Origin of the sequence: Mesorhizobium sp. M7A.F.Ca.US.006.01.1.1 (assembly GCF_003997935.1) — a bacterium.
Classification (GTDB): Bacteria; Pseudomonadota; Alphaproteobacteria; order Rhizobiales; family Rhizobiaceae; genus Mesorhizobium.
Genome location: NZ_RZQL01000120.1, coordinates 1 through 21,044 on the forward strand (window position 1 = coordinate 1; position 21,044 = coordinate 21,044).

25 protein-coding genes are annotated in these 21,044 nt (G+C 64.4%); 15 read left to right on the forward strand and 10 right to left on the reverse strand.

Annotated features, from left to right (window positions below; all coding sequences use genetic code 11):
* Both EN943_RS20730 and EN943_RS20735 read right to left on the reverse strand, forming a co-directional pair.
* On the reverse strand, positions 1-266 hold a 266-nt coding region (locus tag EN943_RS20730; protein WP_206522787.1), incomplete at its 3' end, for an FAD binding domain-containing protein.
* Positions 263-760: a (2Fe-2S)-binding protein gene (locus EN943_RS20735; RefSeq protein ID WP_127414423.1), complete on the reverse strand. Its 498-nt coding sequence runs from the start codon at positions 758-760 to the stop codon at positions 263-265. The genes EN943_RS20735 and EN943_RS20730, both read right to left, overlap by 4 nt.
* A 290-nt stretch (positions 761-1,050) precedes the next feature.
* Here EN943_RS20735 and EN943_RS20740 point away from each other — a divergent pair, with 290 nt between their 5' ends.
* Positions 1,051-1,671 carry a TetR/AcrR family transcriptional regulator gene (locus EN943_RS20740; protein WP_127414424.1) on the forward strand — a complete coding sequence of 207 codons (621 nt, stop codon included), beginning with the start codon at positions 1,051-1,053 and terminating at the stop codon, positions 1,669-1,671.
* A gap of 49 nt (positions 1,672-1,720) precedes the next feature.
* Complete coding sequence (locus EN943_RS20745) at positions 1,721-2,719, forward strand: bestrophin family ion channel (RefSeq protein ID WP_127414425.1); 999 nt, start codon at positions 1,721-1,723, stop codon at positions 2,717-2,719.
* Positions 2,720-2,761: 42 nt separating this feature from the next.
* Here EN943_RS20745 and EN943_RS20750 read toward each other — a convergent pair whose 3' ends face one another.
* The 4 genes from EN943_RS20750 to EN943_RS20765 form a co-directional block, all read right to left on the reverse strand.
* Complete coding sequence (locus EN943_RS20750; RefSeq protein ID WP_127414426.1) at positions 2,762-3,145, reverse strand: VOC family protein; 384 nt, start codon at positions 3,143-3,145, stop codon at positions 2,762-2,764.
* A gap of 211 nt (positions 3,146-3,356) precedes the next feature.
* Entirely contained in the window at positions 3,357-4,361 is a 1,005-nt protein-coding gene (locus EN943_RS20755) for an NAD(P)-dependent alcohol dehydrogenase (RefSeq protein ID WP_127414427.1), read from the reverse strand.
* Positions 4,362-4,410: 49 nt separating this feature from the next.
* Positions 4,411-4,671, reverse strand: a complete 261-nt coding sequence (locus tag EN943_RS20760) for a hypothetical protein (protein WP_127414428.1) — start codon at positions 4,669-4,671, stop codon at positions 4,411-4,413.
* An 83-nt stretch (positions 4,672-4,754) separates the two neighbouring features.
* Positions 4,755-5,507 (reverse strand): thioredoxin family protein, encoded by a 753-nt coding sequence (locus EN943_RS20765; protein ID WP_013530710.1) that lies wholly within the window; start codon positions 5,505-5,507, stop codon positions 4,755-4,757.
* Positions 5,508-5,810: 303 nt separating this feature from the next.
* On the opposite strand from EN943_RS20765, the gene EN943_RS20770 reads away from it, so the two are divergent.
* From EN943_RS20770 to EN943_RS20780, 3 genes are all read left to right on the forward strand, one after another.
* Positions 5,811-7,031 carry a helix-turn-helix domain-containing protein gene (locus EN943_RS20770; protein WP_127414429.1) on the forward strand — a complete coding sequence of 407 codons (1,221 nt, stop codon included), beginning with the start codon at positions 5,811-5,813 and terminating at the stop codon, positions 7,029-7,031.
* 36 nt (positions 7,032-7,067) lie between these two features.
* The gene (locus tag EN943_RS20775; protein ID WP_127414430.1) at positions 7,068-7,700 is read left to right on the forward strand and encodes a PQQ-binding-like beta-propeller repeat protein; all 633 of its coding nucleotides are present in this window, start codon (positions 7,068-7,070) and stop codon (positions 7,698-7,700) included.
* 137 nt (positions 7,701-7,837) lie between these two features.
* Entirely contained in the window at positions 7,838-8,686 is an 849-nt protein-coding gene (locus tag EN943_RS20780; protein ID WP_127414431.1) for an aldo/keto reductase, read from the forward strand.
* Positions 8,687-8,770: 84 nt separating this feature from the next.
* On the opposite strand, the gene EN943_RS20785 is transcribed toward EN943_RS20780, so the two are convergent.
* Together EN943_RS20785 and EN943_RS20790 are read right to left on the reverse strand one after the other, a co-directional pair.
* A complete protein-coding gene (locus tag EN943_RS20785) occupies positions 8,771-9,094 on the reverse strand; it encodes an endonuclease domain-containing protein (RefSeq protein WP_127414432.1) in 324 nt (107 codons plus the stop codon).
* Between the two features lie 132 nt (positions 9,095-9,226).
* A complete protein-coding gene (locus EN943_RS20790; protein ID WP_013530714.1) occupies positions 9,227-9,532 on the reverse strand; it encodes a hypothetical protein in 306 nt (101 codons plus the stop codon).
* Between the two features lie 209 nt (positions 9,533-9,741).
* Between EN943_RS20790 and EN943_RS20795 the strand changes: the two genes are divergently transcribed.
* Entirely contained in the window at positions 9,742-11,247 is a 1,506-nt protein-coding gene (locus EN943_RS20795; protein ID WP_127414433.1) for an ATP-binding protein, read from the forward strand.
* A gap of 134 nt (positions 11,248-11,381) precedes the next feature.
* On the opposite strand, the gene EN943_RS20800 is transcribed toward EN943_RS20795, so the two are convergent.
* Together EN943_RS20800 and EN943_RS20805 are read right to left on the reverse strand one after the other, a co-directional pair.
* Entirely contained in the window at positions 11,382-12,164 is a 783-nt protein-coding gene (locus EN943_RS20800) for an SDR family oxidoreductase (protein WP_127414434.1), read from the reverse strand.
* A gap of 176 nt (positions 12,165-12,340) precedes the next feature.
* On the reverse strand, positions 12,341-12,619 hold the full coding sequence (locus EN943_RS20805) for an usg protein (RefSeq protein ID WP_127414435.1): 279 nt from the start codon (positions 12,617-12,619) through the stop codon (positions 12,341-12,343).
* A 331-nt stretch (positions 12,620-12,950) separates the two neighbouring features.
* On the opposite strand from EN943_RS20805, the gene groES reads away from it, so the two are divergent.
* The 9 genes from groES to EN943_RS20850 all read left to right on the forward strand — a co-directional run.
* Entirely contained in the window at positions 12,951-13,265 is a 315-nt protein-coding gene (gene groES / locus EN943_RS20810; protein ID WP_013530718.1) for a co-chaperone GroES, read from the forward strand.
* A gap of 56 nt (positions 13,266-13,321) precedes the next feature.
* The gene (groL, locus tag EN943_RS20815; protein ID WP_127414436.1) at positions 13,322-14,953 is read left to right on the forward strand and encodes a chaperonin GroEL; all 1,632 of its coding nucleotides are present in this window, start codon (positions 13,322-13,324) and stop codon (positions 14,951-14,953) included.
* 69 nt (positions 14,954-15,022) lie between these two features.
* The gene (locus tag EN943_RS20820; RefSeq protein WP_013530720.1) at positions 15,023-15,250 is read left to right on the forward strand and encodes a hypothetical protein; all 228 of its coding nucleotides are present in this window, start codon (positions 15,023-15,025) and stop codon (positions 15,248-15,250) included.
* A 95-nt stretch (positions 15,251-15,345) separates the two neighbouring features.
* Complete coding sequence (locus tag EN943_RS20825) at positions 15,346-15,639, forward strand: DUF982 domain-containing protein (RefSeq protein ID WP_127414437.1); 294 nt, start codon at positions 15,346-15,348, stop codon at positions 15,637-15,639.
* A 336-nt stretch (positions 15,640-15,975) separates the two neighbouring features.
* Positions 15,976-16,860 (forward strand): AraC family transcriptional regulator, encoded by an 885-nt coding sequence (locus EN943_RS20830; protein ID WP_127414438.1) that lies wholly within the window; start codon positions 15,976-15,978, stop codon positions 16,858-16,860.
* A 245-nt stretch (positions 16,861-17,105) separates the two neighbouring features.
* Positions 17,106-18,176, forward strand: coding sequence for a sugar ABC transporter substrate-binding protein (locus EN943_RS20835; protein WP_127414439.1), 1,071 nt, complete (start codon positions 17,106-17,108; stop codon positions 18,174-18,176).
* Positions 18,177-18,271: 95 nt separating this feature from the next.
* Positions 18,272-19,102 carry an ATP-binding cassette domain-containing protein gene (locus tag EN943_RS20840; protein WP_127414440.1) on the forward strand — a complete coding sequence of 277 codons (831 nt, stop codon included), beginning with the start codon at positions 18,272-18,274 and terminating at the stop codon, positions 19,100-19,102.
* Positions 19,099-20,358 (forward strand): sugar ABC transporter permease, encoded by a 1,260-nt coding sequence (locus EN943_RS20845; RefSeq protein WP_127414441.1) that lies wholly within the window; start codon positions 19,099-19,101, stop codon positions 20,356-20,358. Before EN943_RS20840 ends, EN943_RS20845 begins: the two co-directional genes overlap by 4 nt.
* A gap of 22 nt (positions 20,359-20,380) precedes the next feature.
* On the forward strand, positions 20,381-21,044 hold a 664-nt coding region (locus EN943_RS20850; protein ID WP_164778291.1), incomplete at its 3' end, for an SDR family oxidoreductase.

A 21,044-nucleotide genomic window follows, 5' to 3' on the forward strand; every position in this document is an offset into this window, starting at 1 on the left:
GGATAGGATTTCGCGAACGCCGGATCGTAGGCGAGGTCGGCATTACGCACCAGCGCGCCGATGCGAAGGCCACCATCGTCCAGCCGTTCGATGCGGTTGAGCTCCGGCAACCGGGAGATATCGACGATACGCTCGGGACTGGTGATGCCGCCTTTCATCAGGTCGAGCAGATTGGTGCCGCCGGCGAGATAGGCCGAACCCGGCTCGGCTGCCGCGGCGATGGCGTCGGGGATGGTGGCGGGCCTGATGTAATCGAAGTCTCTCATGCCGCGGTCCTCCGGTCGGCTTTGACAAGCTGTTGCTGGGCTTCCAGGACGGCCTCGACGATGCCGCCATAGGCCGCGCAGCGGCATATGTTGCCGCTCAGCCCCTCACGGATGCGTTCGGGATCGTCGCCGGCCTGACCCTCGGCGATCAGGCCGAGCGTGCTCATGATCTGGCCGGGTGTGCAGAACCCGCACTGGAAGCCGTCATGGGCGATGAAGGCGGCCTGCACAGGATGCAGTTCCTCGCCGTGGGCAACGCCTTCGATGGTCAAGACTTGGGCGCCGTCATGGCTGACCGCCAGCGCCAGGCATGAGTTGATGCGCTTGCCGTCGACCAGCACCGTGCAGGCGCCGCACTGGCCGCGATCGCAGCCCTTCTTGGTACCCGTGAGATCGAGCCGCTCGCGCAGCAGGTCGAGCAGGGTTACGCGTGGATCGATCTCCAGTTCGTGTTTGTGTCCGTTGATGGTGAGGGTGATGGGAAGGCTGGTCATGGGCGTCTGGCTCCAGTTGCTTGACGCGGATGGGATTGAACTGGTGCCTTGCCGCAGAAGGGCAAGGTAACCGTTCGGTCAGGTCTTGACGGCGAAAGCGGAGATGACAGCGGATCTCCCGCGAGGCAGGCGGGCAGGGGAGATGTCGGCTTGCGTGTTCGAAAGACGTGACATACCGGTTCCCCTGATTATATGATAAAGGTGCTCCACTAAAACGGAGGCGCCTCCGTTTATTACGTGGTGGCTGACCCGGCCGGGTTCAAGCCCCCTGACACGATGTGGAGAAAAAATTGGCCAGCGAGCCGTCCGCCATTGCTGAACAGAAGGCCGAGGCCGTAGACGCAAAGCCGCTGCGCGCCGATGCGCGGCGCAACCGCGACCGGCTGGTCGAGGTGGCGGTGTCAGTCTTTGCCGAGCGCGGCATCGATGGCTCGCTGGAGGAGATCGCGCGCCGCTCCGGCGTCGGCATCGGCACGCTCTACCGGCATTTCCCGACACGCGAGCATCTGGTCGAGGTGGTCTATCGTCGTGAGGTGGAGGCGCTGTGTGCGGCCGCCGGCGAGCTTGCCCAAAAACATCCGTCCGATGTCGCGCTGGAACAGTGGATGCAGCGCTTCGTCGACTACATCGCCACCAAGCGTGGCCTGGCGACCAGCCTGCGCATTGTGCTCACCACCAATTCGACGCTGTTTTCCGACACGTTCGGCCGGGTGTCGCAAGCCTTGCGACAACTGGTCGAGGCGGCGGTGGCCGACGGCACCATCCGCGGCGACGTCGACGCTTCCGACGTGCTGCACGCGTTGGGCGGCATTTATTCAGCGCCCGACACCCCCGAATGGCGCGACCGCTCGCGCCGGCTGGTCAAGCTGTTGATGGACGGGTTGCGGTTCGGGGCAGCAAAGGCACAATGAGGACACCAGATTCCGGCCGTGCAAAACCAGACTGATCTGAGGGGACCCGATGTATGTAGGCCGTTCCTACAAAATAGTGGATTTCGCGCTCTGGTCGCGGCGCAGCGTCATTTACATGGTGGTGGTGAGCGGACTGGCCGTGGCGGCCTACCGTCTTCCCGGCATCGCCGGGTTTTCAGTGCCATGGTCGGTGGTGCTGGTGCTTGGCACCACCGTGTCACTCGTTGCCGGGTTCAAGAATTCGCAGGTGTTCACCCGCAGCAGCGACGCTCTGCAGGCTTTTACGCAAATTACGGCCAGCAGCCGGTTGTGGTCCAATTTCTGCAGGGATTTCCTCGACGCGCCGACGGCCAGACAGCTCATCTATCGCCACATCGCCTGGATGACGGCATTGCGTTTTTCCCTGCGCCGGCCGATGCCATGGGAATCCATGGCGCGGGCCGCCAATATCGAATACCGGCGGCGCTACCGTATCCATGAGGATGCGAGTTCGGTCGCCGACGAATTGCGTCCACTGCTCGCCGAACAGGCCGAGGACGTCCTGAGATCGCCCCAGCCGGCGATAGCGCTGCTCGAACTGCAATCTGTCCAGGTCAACGCGCTGTTCAAGGATGCAAAAATCCCTCCGCAGATCTATGGCGAACTGACCAAGCTGATCCGCGATTTCCATGACCAGCAGGCGCGCTGCGATCGCATCAAGAACAATCCGTATCCCCGGCAATACGCCATCGTCAGTTCGATGTTCGTGATGATCTTCTGCACTCTGTTGCCGTTCGGGGTCGTTCCCGTCTTTGCCGATATGGGCAAACTGGGTGGCGCGCTCGGGTCGATCGCGATCTGGCTGACGATCCCGTTCAGCACGCTGCTCGGCTGGGCCTACATGTCCCTCGACCAGGTCGGCGAAAGCAGCGCCAACCCGTTCGAGGGCAACGCCAACGACGTCCCGATCTCGCAGATATGCCGCGATATCGAGATCGAGTTGCGCAGCGGGCTCGGCGAGGCCGACCTTCCCAAGCCGCTGCTGCCGGTCAATAACATCGCGACCTAGGCAGGATCACGACGAAGGCACGGACCCGATTGAACTGGAATCTCAGCGGCCAGCGGGCTGGAACAACTCGACGAGATTTCCGGAAGGGTCCATCAACAGGATTTGCGATCCGCCGGGGCCTGTCACGATATCGTTGCGGAACGACACTCCGGCGGCGCGCAGGCGAGACACCTCGGCCGATATGTCCTCGACGAGAAGGTGAATGCGATTCCAGCCACCAGGCCGCGGTTGTTCGCCGTCAGGCATCGGCCGTCCGGCGGAGCTGGTCGGCCCGCTGAGCAAGAGCCGCAACGATCCGCGCTTGACGTCCGCGAAGGCGGGCGCATGCTTGGAGAGAAGCGAAAAGCCGAGATGTTTGCCATACCATTCGATGGCCGCTTCGACATCGTCGACCATGTAGCGCACATTGACCGTGGTTTCCGACATTCCTGCCTCCCGAAGTAGGAGCGCCGGGCCAGGGTGAAACGCTCGGCGTTTTCCATGGGTGTTACGCTTGTCAGTCAAGCGCATAGTTGGAGCGGTCATAGTTAGAGCAGCTCGACATTACCGCCAAGTGTGAATTGCGCTGCCGACACACATCAAAAATCGGCGTGCATGTCACGGATGTTTTGAGGACTTCTGGCGCCTTGGGAAGCACTCAAACGTCAAGGCAGACCTTGCCGAAATGCTTTTGGGTTTCGTAATGCGCGAAGGCGGTGGCGATGTCCTGCAGCGGAAAATGGCGGTCTATGACGGGCTTCAGCCTGATAGTCTCTATCGCCCGGATCATATCCTCCTGGTCGGCCCGGCTGCCGATGGAAATGCCGCTGATGCGGATCTGGTTGGAAAACAGCGAGGGGATCGAGACTTCCGCCGCAAAGCCGGTCAGGACGCCGACCAGCGCGATGTGACCGCCCGTGCGGCAGGCGGTAATCGACTGCGCCAGCGTGGCGGGTCCGCCGACCTCGATCACGTGATCGACGCCGCGCCCGCCCGTCAGATCCCTGGCCTTGCGACCCCAGTCCGGGATGGACTTGTAGTTGATGACGGCGTCGGCTCCGAGGCGCTTGAGCCTTTCCAGCTTCTGCTCGTCGGATGAGGTGGCGATGACCCGGGCGCCGGCGGCTTTGGCGAATTGCAGCGCGAACAGCGATACACTGCCCGAACCGAGAACCAGCACCGCGTCGCCCGGCTTCACCTTGCCGCATACAACCAGGCCGCGCCAGGCAGTAACGCCGGTGCAGGTGAGCGACGCTGCCTCGACATGCGTATAGCCTGCCGGTGCCCTAGTGAAAGCGTGCGCCGGCATGCAGACATACTCGCTGGCGAAGCCGTCGAAACTGTCTCCCGGAATATCGCGCCGGGTGCAGGGCGTCATGTCACCGCCCAGCCACCATGGATAGAAGACGCTGACGACGCTGTCTCCGGGCTTGAGTGCATCGACACCGTCGCCGAGGGCAATCACTTCGCCGGCGCCGTCGGAGAGCGGAACGCGGCCGTCGGCGAGAGGCATCTTGCCTTGCACGGCAAAGTCGTCGCGCATGTTCAACGCGCAGGCCCAGATCCTGACCAGCACCTCGCCCGGCCCTGGCTGGGGCGGATCTTCCTCGACCAGGTCGAGATTGCCCAAGCCGCCCGGCGCCCTCAGCCTGACCAGTCTCATTGTCTTCTCCGATGTGTGGGGTGTCTAGAATTGGAACGGCGCGCTGCGCCTAGCGGACCTGCCGGCCGGAGATCACCCGCAGCCAGGGCGCCAGATGGAAGGCGCTCATCAGGAGATACATCGCGGCCATGCCCGTGAGGGGTGAGGCGTCGGTGCCCATGCACTGCATGGCCGCATCGCCGCTGAAGATGCAGGTGAGCAGCGCCATCACGGCGAAGGTCGGCGCCGCGGCAAGGCAAAGCCAGTCGGCCAGCCCGAGGGTGGCGGCTTCTGGGATCGTGCTGCCGGCACCTGTGTGGATATCGCTCATCGCCTTGATCCTTGATGATCATACCAGCCACGACAGGTTCCTCTCTCCACTGAGTGGGGAGAGGAACCCAGACTGGACAACCGTTACTGCTCGCCCTTGTCGCGGAATGCGGCCTCGCCGGCAGCAGACACTTCTTCCCATTTCTTGTCGGCCCCGGCGTCGTAATTGTCGTGCCAGTTCCACCAGGAGTAGAGTGGGGTCTGCGGATAGCCTTCGGGCGAATCCTCCCAGATTTCCTGGCGGCCGAGCGGCGTCGCGTCGAGATAGCTCCAGACGGTGCCCATCGCCTCGTCGCCGCGGCTGTTGATGAGATAGGTGCGGAAGATGCGGTCGCCGTCACGGATGAAGACGTTGTGGCCGTGCCATTCGTCGACACCGAAGTCCTTGTCGAAACTGTCGGTGATTGTGTACCAGGGCATCTGCCAGCCCATCCGCTGCTTCAGCCGCGCAATGTCTGCCTGCGGGGCACGCGAAGCGTAGGCAAGCGTGGTGTTGCGGGCGTTGAGATGGGCGAGGTGGCCGACCTGGTCGGCGCCCAGCGAGCAGCCGCGGCAGGCGTGATCGGGCCAGCCATGCACGCCGGGCTCGAAGAAGGCGCGATAGACGATCAGCTGGCGGCGGCCTTCGAACAGATCGAGCAGGCTCGCTCTGCCGTTCGGTCCCTCGAACACATAGGCCTTGTCGACTTCCATCCACGGCATGCGCCGGCGCTCGGCGGCCAATGCGTCCTTGGCGCGCAGTGTTGCCTTTTCCTTCACCAGCATTTGTTCGCGGGCGGCTTCCCAGTCCTGCCTCGAAACGATCGGCGGGGTCTTCATTGCGATGTGCTTGGTCATTGGTCGTCTCCTTTGCCAGTCTGTTGTCGCTTGCTGTCAGCTAGAATAGGGCGGTGAAGCGCGGGGATGGGAGTTACAAGTGTGACGGGATTTGCAGGAACCGGCCCGTCGCAACAGGGGTGGCGCATCCTCACGGTGCCTTCGGCTGGGTGGAGAGGAGTATCGGTTGGCATTGTCGGTTCTCCCTTGGCGTGCCGCGCGTTGCCGATAGAGTTGGCCGATGCGGCTTGCCGGTTGACGGTACGGATTTAGTTTAGGGCGGCGACGCACAAGGGTGGGAGTTACAAGTGTGACGGGATTTGAATGGATTCGCTGATCACCGCCGCGGCGCTGGCGCTGGCGGGGGGCGATCCGCTCGGCGCGCTGGATCGCGTCGCCCTGCGCGAGGATCCGCCGGCGCTGGCGCTGCGCGGCATTGCCATGGCGCAGCTCGGTGATCTCGATCGCGCCAAGGCACTGCTGCGGCGTGCCGCGCGTGGCTTCGGCCCGAAAGAGGCGGTGGCGCGCGCCAGATGCGTTGTTGCCGAGGCCGAGATAGCGCTGGTCTCACGGGATCTCGGCTGGCCGGCCAAGTCTTTGGATGCGGCGCGGGCGACGCTGGAAAAGCATGGCGACCGGCTGAACGCAGCGCATGCTGGCCACCTCAAGGTGCGCCGCCTGCTATTGATCGGCCGTCTCGACGAGGCCGAAGACGTGCTGACCGGTCTCGATCCGGCGCCGCTTCCGCCGGCCTCGCACGCCGCCCACGAGCTCGCCGTCGCCGGCATCGCGCTGCGGCGCCTCAAGACGAAGCCGGCGCGCAGGGCGTTGGAGTGGGCACGCCACGCCGCCCGCCAGGCCGGCATTGCGGGGCTCATCGCTGAAGTCGACCGCGCATTCCTGGCGCTGGACACGCCGGCGGCGCGGCTGATCGCGGGTGGCGAGCAGCGCCCGTTGCTGCTTGAGGACGTCGAGGCGTTGCAGGCATCGCCGGCGCTGCTGGTCGATAGTTTTCGCTACGTCGTGCGCCAACAGGAGAAAACGGTCTCGCTGGCAACGCGCCCGGTGCTGTTTGCGCTGGCCCGTACGCTCGCCGAAGCGTGGCCAGGCGATGTGTCGAGGGCGAGGCTGATCGCTGAAGCCTTCGGCGGCAGGCACGCCGATGAATCGCACCGGGCGCGGCTGCGGGTCGAGATCGGCCGGCTGCGCGCCGAATTGCGCGGGCTGGCCGACATCGGCGCGACCAGCCAGGGCTTCGCGCTGGCGCCACGCCAGGCGTGCGAGGTGCTGGTGCTGGCGCGGCCGATCGAGGAACGGCACGCTGCGGTGCTGGCCTTCCTTGCCGATGGTGAGTCCTGGGCGTCCTCTGCGCTGGCGCTGGCGCTTGGCACCGGCCAGCGCAGCGTGCAGCGGGTGCTGGAGCAGCTTGGCGAGGCCGGCAAGGTGCAGTCTTTCGGTCACGGCCGGGCGCGCCGCTGGACGACGCCGCCGGTGGCCGGATTCACGACCACCTTGTTACTCCCGGCGCCGCTGCCGGGTGGTTAGTAAGGGACACCAGACCATCTCAGTGAGGATAGAGACATGAAACAGTCAGCAGCCGAAATTCTGCGCGAATACGGACCCTTTCGCGATGTGGAGAGGGTGCATGGGGTGAGCTTTGACGGCAACAATGTCTGGTTTGCCTCGGGCGAGAAGCTGAGCGCCTTCGATCCGGAGAGCGGGCAGAATCTGCGCTCGATTGATGTCGCGGCGCATGCCGGCACCGCCTGGGACGGCCGGCATTTCTTCCAGCTTGCCAACGACTTGATCCAGAAGATCGACCCTGATACCGGCCAGGTGCTGGCGACCATTCCGGCGCCCGGCGGCGGCGGCGATTCCGGGCTCACCTGGGCCGAAGGGACGCTCTGGGTGGGACAGTACCGCGAACGCAAGATTCACCAGATCGACCCGGAAACCGGGGCGATCCTGCGCACCATCGAATCCAACCGCTTCGTCACCGGAGTGACATGGGTCGAGGGCGAGCTTTGGCACGCCACCTGGGAAGGCGACCAGAGCGACCTGCGCCGCGTCGACCCGAAATCAGGCAAGGTTCTGGAGAAGCTCGACATGCCGGCCGGGATGGGCGTGTCGGGGCTGGAATCCGATGGCGGCGACCGCCTCTATTGCGGCAGCACATCCGCCGGGGTGGTGAGGGCGGTGCGCCGGCCGCGGTGAGGCTGACGCGTGACCGAGGTCCACGTGCAAGCGCACTTCGCTCGGCAATTTATTCGCTGCCGGGTGGCCGTTGCCCCTTGTCGGACCTAGATAGGCTGTGCGCCGGGCGCCCGGCCCAGCTTTGCAAAGGATCCCCCATGCCTGAACAGCCCACCATGCCCGAACAGATTGCATTGAACGACGGCTCCGCCATTCCTCAGCTCGGCCTCGGTGTGTGGCAGGTCGACCAGGACATCACAGCCGAGGTGGTGGGTTGGGGCATCGAGGCCGGCTATCGCCTGATCGACACCGCCGAGGGTTACCAGAACGAGGAAGGGGTCGGAGAGGCGATCCGCAGCTCAGGTGTGGCGCGCGGCGATCTGTTCATCACATCCAAGCTGCGCAACGGCGCGCACCGGCGCGATGCGGCTTTGCGCGCCTTCGACGAGACGATGGAGAAACTCGGCGTCGAACAGATCGACCTGTTCCTGATCCACTGGCCTGTGCCCAGCCAGGACAAATATGTCGAGGCCTGGAAGACGCTGGTCGAACTCCGGCAGGCCGGCCGCATCAAGTCGATCGGCGTTTCGAACTTCAACCAGGACCATCTGGAGCGGATCATCGCGGAAACCGGCGTGACGCCCGTCGTCAACCAGATCGAGCTGCATCCCCAGTTCCAGCAGCGCGGTGTCAGGGATTTTCATGCCAAGCACGACATCCGTATCGAAAGCTGGAGCCCGTTGGGCAGCGGCCGGCTGCTCAGCGATCCGACCATTGCAGGCATCGCCAAAAAACATGGCAAGTCCGTCGCCCAGGCGATCATCCGCTGGCATCTCCAGGAGGGGCTGATCGTCATTCCAAAGTCGATCCGCAGGGATCGCATCGCCGCCAATTTCGATGTCTTCGATTTCCAACTGGATGCGCAGGACCTGCAGACGATCCGCGGCATGGATTCGCCCGAAGGCCGCAACGGGCCCAACCCCGCCACGGCCGCGTTCCTGTTCTGAGGAGAACCGAGCTTAAAGCTGCCAATCTCCCCCAAGTGGGGGAGATGTCCGGCAGGACAGAGGGGGCGCTGCCCCGCCAACGTATCAGGGCATTCCGGCCAAACCTGCTGCGATGACAATATGTTGGCAGACATTGTCGATGTCGTGGATGACGTCGTCATTCCAGAAGCGAAGCACGGTCCAGCCATCCTCTTCCAAACGTGATGTCCTTGCTTCATCGCTCGCTACGGCATCGGTGTCTGCGTGTTGGGAGCCATCGACTTCGACGACAAGTTTCTTCTCCGGGCAAGCAAAGTCGGCGATGTAGCCAGCGATCGGAAACTGTCTCCGGAAGCCTAGGCCCATCAGCCTGTGCGCACGAAGCTCGTTCCAGAGCTTCAATTCGGCACCGGTCATGACCTTGCGCATAGATCGGGCGTTGGCGCGTGTTCGGTGGTTGTCGAGGTTGGCGCTCTACGGCGCTCCCCTCTGTCCTGCCGGACATCTCCCCCACGAGGGGGAGATCGGCAGTTTCGCTGCCTTCGCCAATCTCAGCGGCCCTTAAATCCCGGACCCATCCAGCTGCTGGGCGTCTTCGCCTTCCCAGGGCGCCGGCATGGACGCGCGGCTGAGGTTGGCCGTCGGCAGCGGCATCCAGCACTTCAGTTCCGGGTCGGCGTATTCGATGACGCGCCCCGGTGAAGAGTCCGACGCGCGCCAGCCTTCCGAGGCGAACTGGTCGGCACGCGACCAATAGGCAAGGTCAACTTCCGCCGGTCCCTGTTCGGACGGACGCACAGTGACCAGGATGCGGCTGCCATCCTTAGGCGCCGTCGACATGTGGCGCCACCGTTCGGGCTCGTCCATCGCATTCCTCCTCGCACTCGTAGCGTTGGGTGGAGTGTCGCCTCGTGGTCCGAAGGGGTCAACCCAAAGTTTTGCGCCACGCATCGGCTGATGACCCCTGCAGATGGTGCCTGCACAGCTGTGCGCAACACGCCGCAGGCGGTCATGCATGCTCGACGGGCCGTGACCCAGTTGATAAGCCCGTCTGCGAAAGGAGCGCCTGAGTCGAGATGACCGTTGCGATCGAGATGGGACAGACGACCGCAGGCGCCCCGGCGAAGCTGGATCTCGAGGAACTGCTCGCGACGCGCCTTTTGGTGCAGGGCAATTCGGGCTCCGGCAAGTCGCATCTGCTGCGGCGCCTGCTGGAGCAGAGCGCGCCCTGGGTGCAGCAGACCATCATCGATCCCGAGGGCGACTTCGTTTCGCTGGGCGACCGTTACGGCCATCTGGTGATCGATGCCGAGCAGCATACCGAGCGCGGCCTGCAGGCGGCCGGCGAGCGGGCGCGCATGCATCGCGTCTCCACCGTGCTCAATCTCGAAGGGCTCGACGCCGAGAACCAGATGCGGCGCGCTGCTGCCTTCCTCAGTGGGCTGTTCGAGGTCGCCCGCGACCACTGGTACCCGATGCTGGTGGTGGTGGACGAGGCGCAGTTGTTCGCGCCGGCGGTGGCCGGAGAGGTGTCGGACGAAGCGCGAAAGCTCTCGCTCGGCGCCATGACCAATTTGATGTGCCGTGGCCGCAAACGCGGGCTGGCCGGCATCATCGCCACCCAGCGGCTGGCCAAGCTCGCCAAGAACGTCGCAGCCGAGGCGTCCAACTTCCTCATGGGCCGCACCTTCCTCGATATCGACATGGCGCGCGCCGCCGATCTTCTGGGCATGGAGCGACGCCAGGCGGAAGCGTTTCGCGATCTGGAACGCGGGCAGTTCATGGCGCTCGGCCCGGCGCTGTCGCGCCGTCCGCTGGGCCTGCGCATCGGCCCGACCGATACGAGCCCGCGCAACGGCACGCCGCGGCTGATGGCGATGCCGGAAGCAGCACTGGAGGATGCACGCGCGATCATCCTGGCGGCGCCGCCGCCCGAGACCGTGCGCGCCTCGCGCCGCACGACGTCACCGGACCTGCTCGACCAGCTGATGGCGGCCAAATCGGCGGCCTTGGAAATCCGCCCGGAACCGGCGGAGCCGCAAATCAGCGCTGAGGACCTGGCGGAGCGTCGCGAGCGTGTCGACCGTGTGCTGCGCGCCATCCTGGCGCAGCCCGACGCCGGTTTTCGCGTGATCGGCGTGCTCTATCAGGAGTTCGTGGTCCGCTGCCGCATCGAAGGCCTGGCCTCGGTCGTGCCCGACCTGCCGGAGTTCCGCCGCATGCTGACGCACGCCCGGGCCGGCCTCGGCTCCGACATGGCCGAAAGCGATGATGCCTGGCGGGACGTTTCCGTCCGCGCGTCGCTGCTGCCCGACGACATGCAGGGCGTGTTCATGATGATCGCCCGCGCGGCGAAGGAGGGCTGGCCGTGCCCGAGCGACGCAGCGATCGCCCGCGCCTACGGCTCGCACTCGCTGCGCCGCGCTCGGCGCCTTTTGACCTATATCGAGGAGCAGGGCCTCATCGTCTGCCAGCTTGACGGCACAGGCCGGCGGACCGTGACACTGGTCGAATTGGCCTGGGCCACCGCACCGGGAGATCCGAATGCCGCGGAGGTGGAGCAGGGGAGCCTGGCGCTGTGAGGCGGGGCGGGTGCTTTGAGCGAATGCGGCGAGAGGCTTTTTCAGCTACCGTCATTCGCGACCAACTTCTGATGACACGGTGAAAGCGCCGACGCCGAAATGCGCCATGCAGGGCGCATGCGTTTCGATAGCGGTCACCGGTTCGCCCCGATCACCCACTGTTCCTGGTCGACGAGCGTGCCGGTCATCGGTCCCGCAGCATCCGAAAGCAGGAAGACGGCGAGGTTGGCGATGTCGCTCGTCGAGAACAGGCGGCCGAAGGGTTGCGAGGCGTTGGCGGCATCGAGCCAGCCCAGCCCGTTGCCCAGCGTGTCGGCCTGCATGGCGCGTTCGGCCGGCGTGTCGGTCCAGCCCACATTGATGCCGTTGACGCGGATGCGATCGAAGCGATGGGCGTTGGCGGCGTTTTTGGTCAGCGTGGCCAGCGCGCCCTTGCTGGCGGAATAGACGGCGAGCTCCGGCGAGCCGCAATGGGCGTTGATCGAAAGGATGTTGACGATGGCGCCGCCCTGACCACGCTTCTTCATGTCGGCGATGGCCGCCTGCATGAGGAAGAAAGGCGCCCGCGCGTTGACCGCGAACAGCGAGGCCCAGCCGTCGAGATCGGCATCGAGGAACGAGGCCCGGTCGGTCAGCCCTGCGGCGTTGACCAACGCATCGATGCGGCCGAAGCGCTCGATGCAGGCTTGCACCAAAAGAGCAGGGGCCGCCGGGTCGGCGAGGTCGGCGGCGACGAAAACCGTCGGAGTGCCGAGCCGCGAAAGCTCTTCCGCCACGGCATCGCCGCGCGTCTTCTCGCGCCCGGTGACGAGCAAGCCGCCGGCGCCGCAGCGCGCCAGCGTCTCAGCGATGGCACGGCCAATGCCTTGCGTCGAGCCGGTGACCAGCGCCACCTTGCCGTTGAGTTGAAGCTCCATCCGTCCTCCCCGCCTCGCATCTGGTTTCAGGCTAGCGCGGCACGATCGTTTTACAATACGGAAATTGGAATCTTGGAGTGGGAGGTTGTTGGCTGTCACGCTGCGTGAGGCCGGCGAGAGCCTGCCCCAACGCGGTGGCTCAAGGCGAAGCAGGAGCGGAGTCCGTCGCAAAGACCCTAGTGGACCGTGATGATGCCTTCGACGGCCCGCCATTCCGAAGGCTGGATGAGTCGGTGATGAGCAACGCGAACCGAGTGCAGCGGACCTTCGAGTTCGCGCTCCCAATATTGGAGAAAGCCCTTGAGTTCGGGAAAGGCCGGAGCGAGATCATAGTCCTGCCAGACATAGAGTTGAAGCAGGCTTGGATGGTCGGGCAGGTGATAGTGGATTTCGGCCGTCGTCAGGCCATAACCTTCCATTTGCAGACGGAATTCGCTGCTGACCGTATCGGCCATATCTTTCTCCTTCTCTCTCCGCTCAGGCATCCAGCCTGCAACATTTGCATTGAACTCGCCTGATGCCATGCCGGGACCATCGGGTCCTCTTCAAACAACGTCGCGAGAACGTCGGGGGTTCCGAAAATAGCCGCGCCATAACAGTGCGTTGGCGCCCTTTCTGGTCGAATGTAAAAATTTTTTCGCCGGTCTCTTGAAACCGAAAAACGGCAAAACTAGCTCGATATGCGCCGCGATGCCTGACGAAGGGTCGCGGCGTTCCGCACCGGTCCGATATTGCCGGTTCGGCGCGGAGGAACCTCAAAACCTGTTTGTCCACGAGGAGAACGACATGGCGTTCCGTCCATTGCATGACCGTATTCTGGTCCGCCGCCTTGAAGCCGAGGAGAAGACCTCCGGCGGCATCATCATCCCCGATACCGCAAAGGAAAAACCGCAGGAAGGTGAAGTGCTTGCCGTCGGTCCCGGCGCGCGCGACGACAGCGGCAAGCTTGTCGAACTCGATGTCAAGGTTGGCGACCGCATCCTGTTCGGCAAATGGTCCGGCACCGAGATCAAACTCGACGGCGAGGACCTGCTCATCATGAAGGAAAGCGACGTGATGGGTATCATCGATGAGATCGCCGAAGTGAAGAAGGCCGCCTGACGGCTTCTTCGTATCCATCCAGTCAACGAATGCTGCCTAGATAAAGGAGTGATCCAATGGCTGCCAAAGAAGTGAAATTCCATACCGAAGCGCGCGAGAAGATGCTGCGCGGCGTCGACATCCTTGCCAATGCGGTGAAGGTGACGCTCGGTCCCAAGGGGCGCAATGTCGTCATCGACAAGTCGTTCGGCGCTCCGCGCATCACCAAGGACGGCGTCACCGTCGCCAAGGAGATCGAACTGGAAGACAAGTTCGAGAATATGGGCGCCCAGATGGTGCGCGAAGTGGCCTCCAAGACCAACGACCTTGCCGGCGACGGCACGACGACCGCAACGGTGCTTGCACAGGCGATCGTCAGGGAAGGGGCCAAGGCAGTTGCCTCGGGCATGAACCCGATGGATCTGAAGCGCGGCATCGACAAGGCGGTTGATGCGGTGGTCGCCGAGCTGAAGACCAATGCCCGCAAGGTCACCCGAAACGACGAGATCGCGCAGGTCGGCACCATCTCCGCCAATGGCGATGCTGAGATCGGCCGTTTCCTCGCCGAGGCGATGGAGAAGGTCGGCAATGAAGGTGTCATCACGGTGGAGGAGGCCAAGACCGCCGAGACCGAACTCGAAGTTGTGGAAGGCATGCAGTTCGACCGCGGCTATCTCTCGCCTTATTTCATCACCAACCAGGACAAGATGCGCGTCGAACTCGACGAACCCTATGTGCTGATCCACGAGAAGAAGCTCTCCAACCTGCAAGCGTTGCTGCCCGTGCTTGAAGCCGTGGTGCAATCGGGCAAGCCGCTCTTGATCATCGCCGAGGATGTGGAAGGCGAGGCGCTTGCGACTCTGGTCGTCAACAAGCTGCGCGGCGGCCTTAAGGTCGCGGCCGTCAAGGCGCCGGGCTTCGGCGACCGCCGCAAGGCCATGCTGGAAGACATCGCCATTCTCACCGGCGGCACCGCGATCTCGGAAGATCTCGGCATCAAGCTGGAAAATGTGACGCTGCAGATGCTGGGCCGCGCCAAGAAGGTGGTGATCGAGAAGGAAAACACCACTATCGTCGACGGTGTCGGCCGCAAGGAAGAGATCCAGGGCCGTGTCGCACAGATCAAGGCGCAGATCGAGGAGACCACCTCCGACTATGACCGCGAGAAGCTGCAGGAGCGGCTGGCCAAACTCGCCGGCGGCGTTGCGGTGATCCGGGTCGGCGGCTCGACCGAGGTCGAGGTCAAGGAGCGCAAGGACCGCGTCGACGATGCGCTGCATGCGACCCGCGCGGCCGTCGAGGAGGGCGTGCTGCCTGGCGGCGGTGTCGCGCTGCTGCGGGCAGCCAAGGCGCTCGATGCCGTGCAGACCGACAATGCGGACCAGAAGACTGGCGTAGACATCGTGCGCCGTGCCATCGAAACGCCGGTCCGGCAGATCGCCGAGAATGCCGGCGCCGAAGGCTCGATCATCGTCGGCAAGCTGCGCGAGAAAAGCGAATTCGGCTGGGGCTGGAACGCCCAGACCAACGAATTCGGCGATCTCTTCGGCCAAGGCGTCATCGACCCGGCCAAGGTGGTGCGCACCGCTCTCCAGGACGCGGCATCGGTCGCCGGCCTGCTGGTGACCACGGAGGCGATGGTGGCCGAGAAGCCGAAGAAGGAAGCCGCCGCCCCGGCAATGCCCGCCGGCGCCGGCATGGACTTCTGAGGTCACGGCCAATCCGCCCGCTTCCCTGGCGGGGAGCGGGCGTCATCCGAAGAGAAAGTGGAGGTAAAGATGGATGCAATGGCTGGCCTCGGATCTGTACCGGCCCCTACGCACCAGGCGAAGGAATTCCTGGCCTATGAAACAGAATGCAGGAACGTGCTGAAGCCGCTGCTGGCAGGGCTGCTCGACATGGCTGAAGCCGCCGGCTGGAACCGGCGAACCGCCGCGTCGGCGCTGATGTTCCTCGCCGCGCAGCAAGTGTCGGCAACATCCGAGGTATCTGCCGGCAGCGGCTGAACGGAAATCGGCCAGCTCCATTCGCCCAACCCGCGGCGGGCCGTGCTCCCCGGTGTTCGGCCCGCTAGAGGCACAACCGAGAGGAGGCACAAGCTATGAATCGCGGGCAATTTGAGGAACCGGTCACCCTTCTGGTCGGAATGGGTTTTCCGAGGAAGATCGACAGCGTGATGGAAGCTTATGCACTGCTGCAGGATTGGCCGAGCGCCGGCCGCAACGGCGCCCATACCGTCGCACTCAACGCTTGCAAGGCGGGCATCGTCGGCGAGATCGATCCGGAGACGGTGCGGGCCACGCTGGTCAGCTTCGCGCGCCGCCACGACATACTGGTGCCGGAGATGGTTTCTCCGCCCGCGATGGTGGCGGGTGGTGCGCTGCGCACGAGCTGAACTGATGATGGTGGCCTGCAACAGCGCCTGAAGACCATGGGCTTGCGATAGGCCCGGCGAACACGGAGACGTCGGAATTCCTTTCCGGGCGGGCGGCATTGTCGTTCGTCAATTGAGCGAACGTGTCAGCAAGATTGACCTGTTCTGCCCGAATAGCGCTTCTGAGCGCTGCCTCCCGGTTAAAAAAGTATCATCCGTTGTCTTGAATCGTGGTGGCGCCTGTTGTCATGAGGCGGTACCTTGGCTCTTGAAATGCAGAGCCGAAACCAATTCGGCCGGTTTAGGGAATTGGGCCGAACGCGGCAAATATCCGTGCCGGCCCGGGAGGAAACGGACATGGAACCGGACCTGGAAGTAGTCCAGATACGACGCGGTGAGTCCTTCAAGGCGTGGTCGCATGGCTACCCCTTCCATACGGTGCGCTGGCACTTCCATCCCGAATATGAACTGCATCAGGTGATCTTCACCAATGGCCGCTATTTCGTCGGCGACTTCATCGGCGAGTTTGAGCCGGGCAATTTGGTGCTGACCGGGCCGAACCTGCCGCACAATTGGGTCAGCGATATGCCCCGGGACAGCTCGATCCCGCTGCGCGGCCGCATCATCCAGTTTTCCGAGAGTTTTATCGGCGATGCCATGCATGTGCTGCCGGAGTTGGCGGGGCTTACGGCTCTGCTCGAGGCGTCACGTCGCGGCGTGCTGTTTTCCAGCCGCACCAGCAAAGCGCTGGCACCATTGATGGAAGAGATGATGCAGGCGCAGGGCGTGCGCCGCATCGAGCTGTTCATGATGATCGCAGGCCTGCTCAGCCGCGCCCAGGAATTCCAGCTTTTGGCCAGTGCCAGCTACCGGCCCGATCCGTCCGGCTACATGACCGCCGGCATGAACAAGGCGCTCGCCTATATAAGGGAAAACCTGACGCAGCTGTTCGACGAGGCGGATCTCGCCGCCATCGCCGGCCAGTCGACCGGGGCGTTCTCGCGCTCGTTTCGCCGCCACACCGGCATGTCGCTGGTGCAGTATGTCAAACGGCTGCGCATCAATCTCGCCTGCCAGATCCTGATGAGCGACGAGCAGGCCTCGATCACCGACATCTGCTACGAGGTCGGCTTCAACAATCTGTCCAATTTCAACCGGCAGTTCCTGGCGGAGAAGGGCATGCCGCCCTCGCGCTTCAGGCGCCTGCTGGCCGACAACATCAACGCGGGAAAAGCCGCTTAACGGAGGAGCCAGGGAGGAACCAAGGGAGGATTTTTCTTTTGCATGACGACGTGAGCCGCGTGGAGCGGTTCGCGATGGAGAACGCTTGTCTCGAATTCCGCCGTCGGCGGAGGTTGTCGGCGCGGCTCGAAAGGCCGGCGCGGGTCCCTGTTCCCAACGCAGTTGGGGCAAGGGCGGAGGCGTGTCTCCACACCAAAGCAGTCAACGACCTTCTTACAACCATATCCAGAAACGGAGAAGACCGAATGACCAAACTTTCAATGAAGTCCGCCGGCATGGCAGCCCTTGCGCTGTCGCTGCTGGCCGGCACCGCCGCGATCGTCCGGGCCGCCGAAGTCACCGACGCCACCGTCGCCTTCCTGATGCCCGACCAAGCCTCGACCCGTTACGAGCAGCATGATTATCCCGGCTTCGCCGCCGAGATGAAGAAGCTGTGCCCGGGCTGCAAGGTGCTTTACCAGAACGCCGATGCCGACGCCTCGCGCCAGCAGCAGCAGTTCAACTCGGTGATCTCGCAGGGCGCCAAGGCGATCGTGCTCGACCCGGTCGACTCGACTGCCGCTGCCTCGCTGGTCAAGCTGGCGCAGAGCCAGGGCATCAAGGTCATCGCCTATGACCGGCCGATCCCGACGGCACCGGCCGACTTCTATGTCTCGTTCAACAATGAAGGCATCGGCAAGGCCATCGCCGACTCGCTGGTCGAGCACCTGAAGGCGCTGAAGGTCGATCCCGCCAGCGGCGGCGTGCTGCAGATCAACGGCTCGCCGACCGACGCGGCGGCCGGCCTGATCAAGAAGGGCATCCATGCCGGCCTCGACAACAGCGGCTACAAGATCCTGGCCGAATACGACACGCCGGAATGGGCGCCGCCGAAGGCGCAGCAATGGGCCGGCGGCCAGATCACCCGCTTCGGGCCGAAAATCCTCGGCGTGGTCGCCGCCAATGACGGCACCGGTGGCGGCGCCATCGCGGCCTTCAAGGCGGCCGGCGTCGATCCCGTGCCGCCGGTGACCGGCAATGACGCGACGATCGCAGCCTTGCAGCTGATCATCGCCGGCGACCAGTACAACACCATCTCCAAGCCGAGCGAGATCGTGGCGGCGGCCGCCGCCAACATCGCCATCAAGCTGCTTTCTGGTGAGACGCCGAAGGCCGAGATGACGCTGTACGACACGCCCTCGCAGCTGTTCACGCCAGCCGTGGTGACGCAGGAAAACCTGAAGGCCGAGATCATCGACAAGAAGATCAACACCGCGGCCGAGCTCTGCGTCGATCGTTACGCGGAAGGCTGCAAGAAGCTGGGCATCGGGAACTGACCGCGACCCTTGCCCGCACTGCTACCTGGCCACCCGCGTGGTGGCCAGGTAGCGCTCATCCGATATTTTGAACCGGTTTTGAAAGGCTTCCTGGCATGATCGACCCCCCGGACGGACCGGTTCCGGCAGGCGAGCTGGTGCTCAGCCTGCGCGGCGTTTCCAAGAATTTCGGCGCTGTCTCGGCGCTCACCGACATCGATCTCGATGTCCATGCCGGCGAAGTGGTGGCGCTGGTCGGCGACAATGGCGCCGGCAAGTCGACGCTGGTCAAGATCCTGGCCGGCGTGCACCAGCCGAGTTCGGGCATCATCAGCTATCGCGGCAAGCAGGTGACGCTTGCCGATCCGAGTGCGGCGCTGACGCTCGGCATCGCCACCGTGTTCCAGGACCTGGCGCTGTGCGAGAACCTCGACATCGTCGCCAACATCTTCCTCGGCCGCGAGCTCAGCCCGCTGCGGCTGGACGAGGTGGCGATGGAAGTGCGCGCCTGGACGCTGCTCAACGAGCTTTCGGCGCGGATCCCCAGTGTCCGCGAAGTGGTCGCGTCGCTGTCGGGCGGCCAGCGCCAGACCGTGGCGATCGCTCGCTCGCTGCTGCTCGAACCCAAGCTCATCCTGCTCGACGAGCCGACGGCAGCGCTTGGCGTGGCGCAGACGGCGGAAGTGCTCAACCTGATCGAGCGCGTGCGCGACCGCGGGCTCGGCGTCGTCATCATCAGCCACAACATGGAAGACGTGCGCGCCGTCGCCGACCGCATCGTCGTGCTGCGGCTTGGCCGCAACAACGGCATCTTCTCGCCCGATGCCTCGAACCAGGAACTGGTCAGCGCCATCACCGGTGCGTCGAACAATTCGGTGTCGCGACGAGCCGAGCGCCGCCAGGCCCAGACCGCCCGGCCGGATCAAACCCAGGAGCCACACCCATGAGCAGCGACGTGCAACAGACGGCCCCCATGCCGCCGCAGCTCGACCGCGCCGACGTGCGCGTCAAGCATGAAGCGGGGATCGGCGGCGCCATCCGCAGGTTCTTCGATCGGGTCCGCTCCGGCGACCTCGGCTCGCTGCCGGTCATCGTCGGGCTGGTCATCATCTGGACGGTGTTCGCCAGCATCAACCCGATCTTCCTGTCGAGCAGCAACCTGGTCAATCTGCTGTTCGATTGCTCCACCGTGGGCGTCATTGCGCTCGGCATCGTCTGCGTTTTGATGGTCGGCGAAATCGACCTGTCGGTCGGTTCGATCAGCGGCTTTGCCTCGGCGATGGTCGGCACGTTGTGGGTCAACCAGGGCTGGCCGGTGGCGCTCGCTATTCTGGCCGCTGTCGCCGTCGGCGGCTTCATCGGCGCGCTCTATGCGCTGCTGTTCAACCGGCTCGGCATGCCGAGCTTCGTCTCGACGCTGGCCGGACTGCTGGCGGTGCTCGGCCTGCAGCTCTACATCCTGGGTTCCACCGGCTCGATCAACCTGCCTTACGGCTCGAACCTGGTGAATTTCGGCCAGTTGCTGATGATGCCGAAATTCGTCTCGTTCGCTCTGGCGGCCGTGCCCGGCATCGTCATGCTGGTCACCGGCTTGCGCACCGTCGCGCGCCGCCGAGCCGCCAATCTGTCGGCGCCGTCGACCGGTGGTCTCATCACGCGGGCGGTAGTGGTCACGGTCATCCTCGAACTCATCGTCTTCTATCTCAACCAGGCACGCGGCATTCCGTGGATGTTCGGCCTGTTCGTCGGCCTGGTCATATCGATGCATTACGCGCTGACGCGGACCAAATGGGGCCGCTCGATGTCGGCGGTCGGCGGCAACCGCGAGGCGGCAAGGCGTGCCGGCATCAATGTGCGGCTGATCTATTCCAGCGCCTTCGTGCTGTGCTCGATGCTGGCGGCTTTCGGTGGCGTGCTGTCGGCGGCCCGCCTTGCCTCGGCCAGCCAGCAGGCCGGCACCGGCGACGTCAACCTCAACGCCATCGCGGCGGCCGTGATCGGCGGCACCAGCCTGTTCGGCGGCCGCGGCAGCGCCTATTCGGCGCTGCTCGGCATCATCGTCATCCAGTCGATCGCCAGTGGCCTGACGCTGCTCGATCTGTCCTCGTCGCTTCGGTACATGATCACCGGCGCCGTGCTTGCCATCGCGGTCATCGTCGACTCGCTGGCACGCCGCTCGCGTGTCTCGCATGGCCGGGCCTGAACCCATCAACAGGAAGCAAGACATGAGCCAAGAACTGTCCGGAAAAGTTGCCGCCGTCACGGGTGCTGCATCAGGCATCGGCCTCGAATGCGCCAGGCACATGCTGGCGGCCGGCGCCACCGTGGTGCTGGTCGACCGCGCCGAGGCGACGCTGAACAAACTCTGCGCCGAACTCGGCCCCAAGGCGATCCCGCTGGTCATCGACCTGATGCAGCCGGCCAGCGTCGCCACCATGATGCCGCAGATTCTGGAGAAGGCCGGCCAGCTCGACATCTTCCATGCCAATGCCGGCGCCTATGTCGGCGGGGAGGTGGCGACCGGCGATCCCGACGCCTGGGACCGGATGCTCAACCTCAACATCAATGCCTGCTTCCGTTCGATCCAGGCGGTGCTGCCGCACATGATCGAGCGCAAGACGGGCGACGTCATCGTCACCAGTTCGATTGCCGGACTGGTTCCGGTGGTCTGGGAGCCGATCTACACGGCCTCCAAGCACGCCGTGCAGGCCTTCGTCCACACGGTGCGCCGGCAGGTCGCCAAGCACGGCCTGCGCGTCGGTGCCGTGGCGCCCGGCCCGGTGGTGACGGCACTGGTCGACGACTGGCCGAAGGCCAAGCTCGAGGAAGAACTCGCCGCCGGCGGCCTGATGCAGCCGCGCGAAGTGGCCGAAGCGGTGATGTTCATGC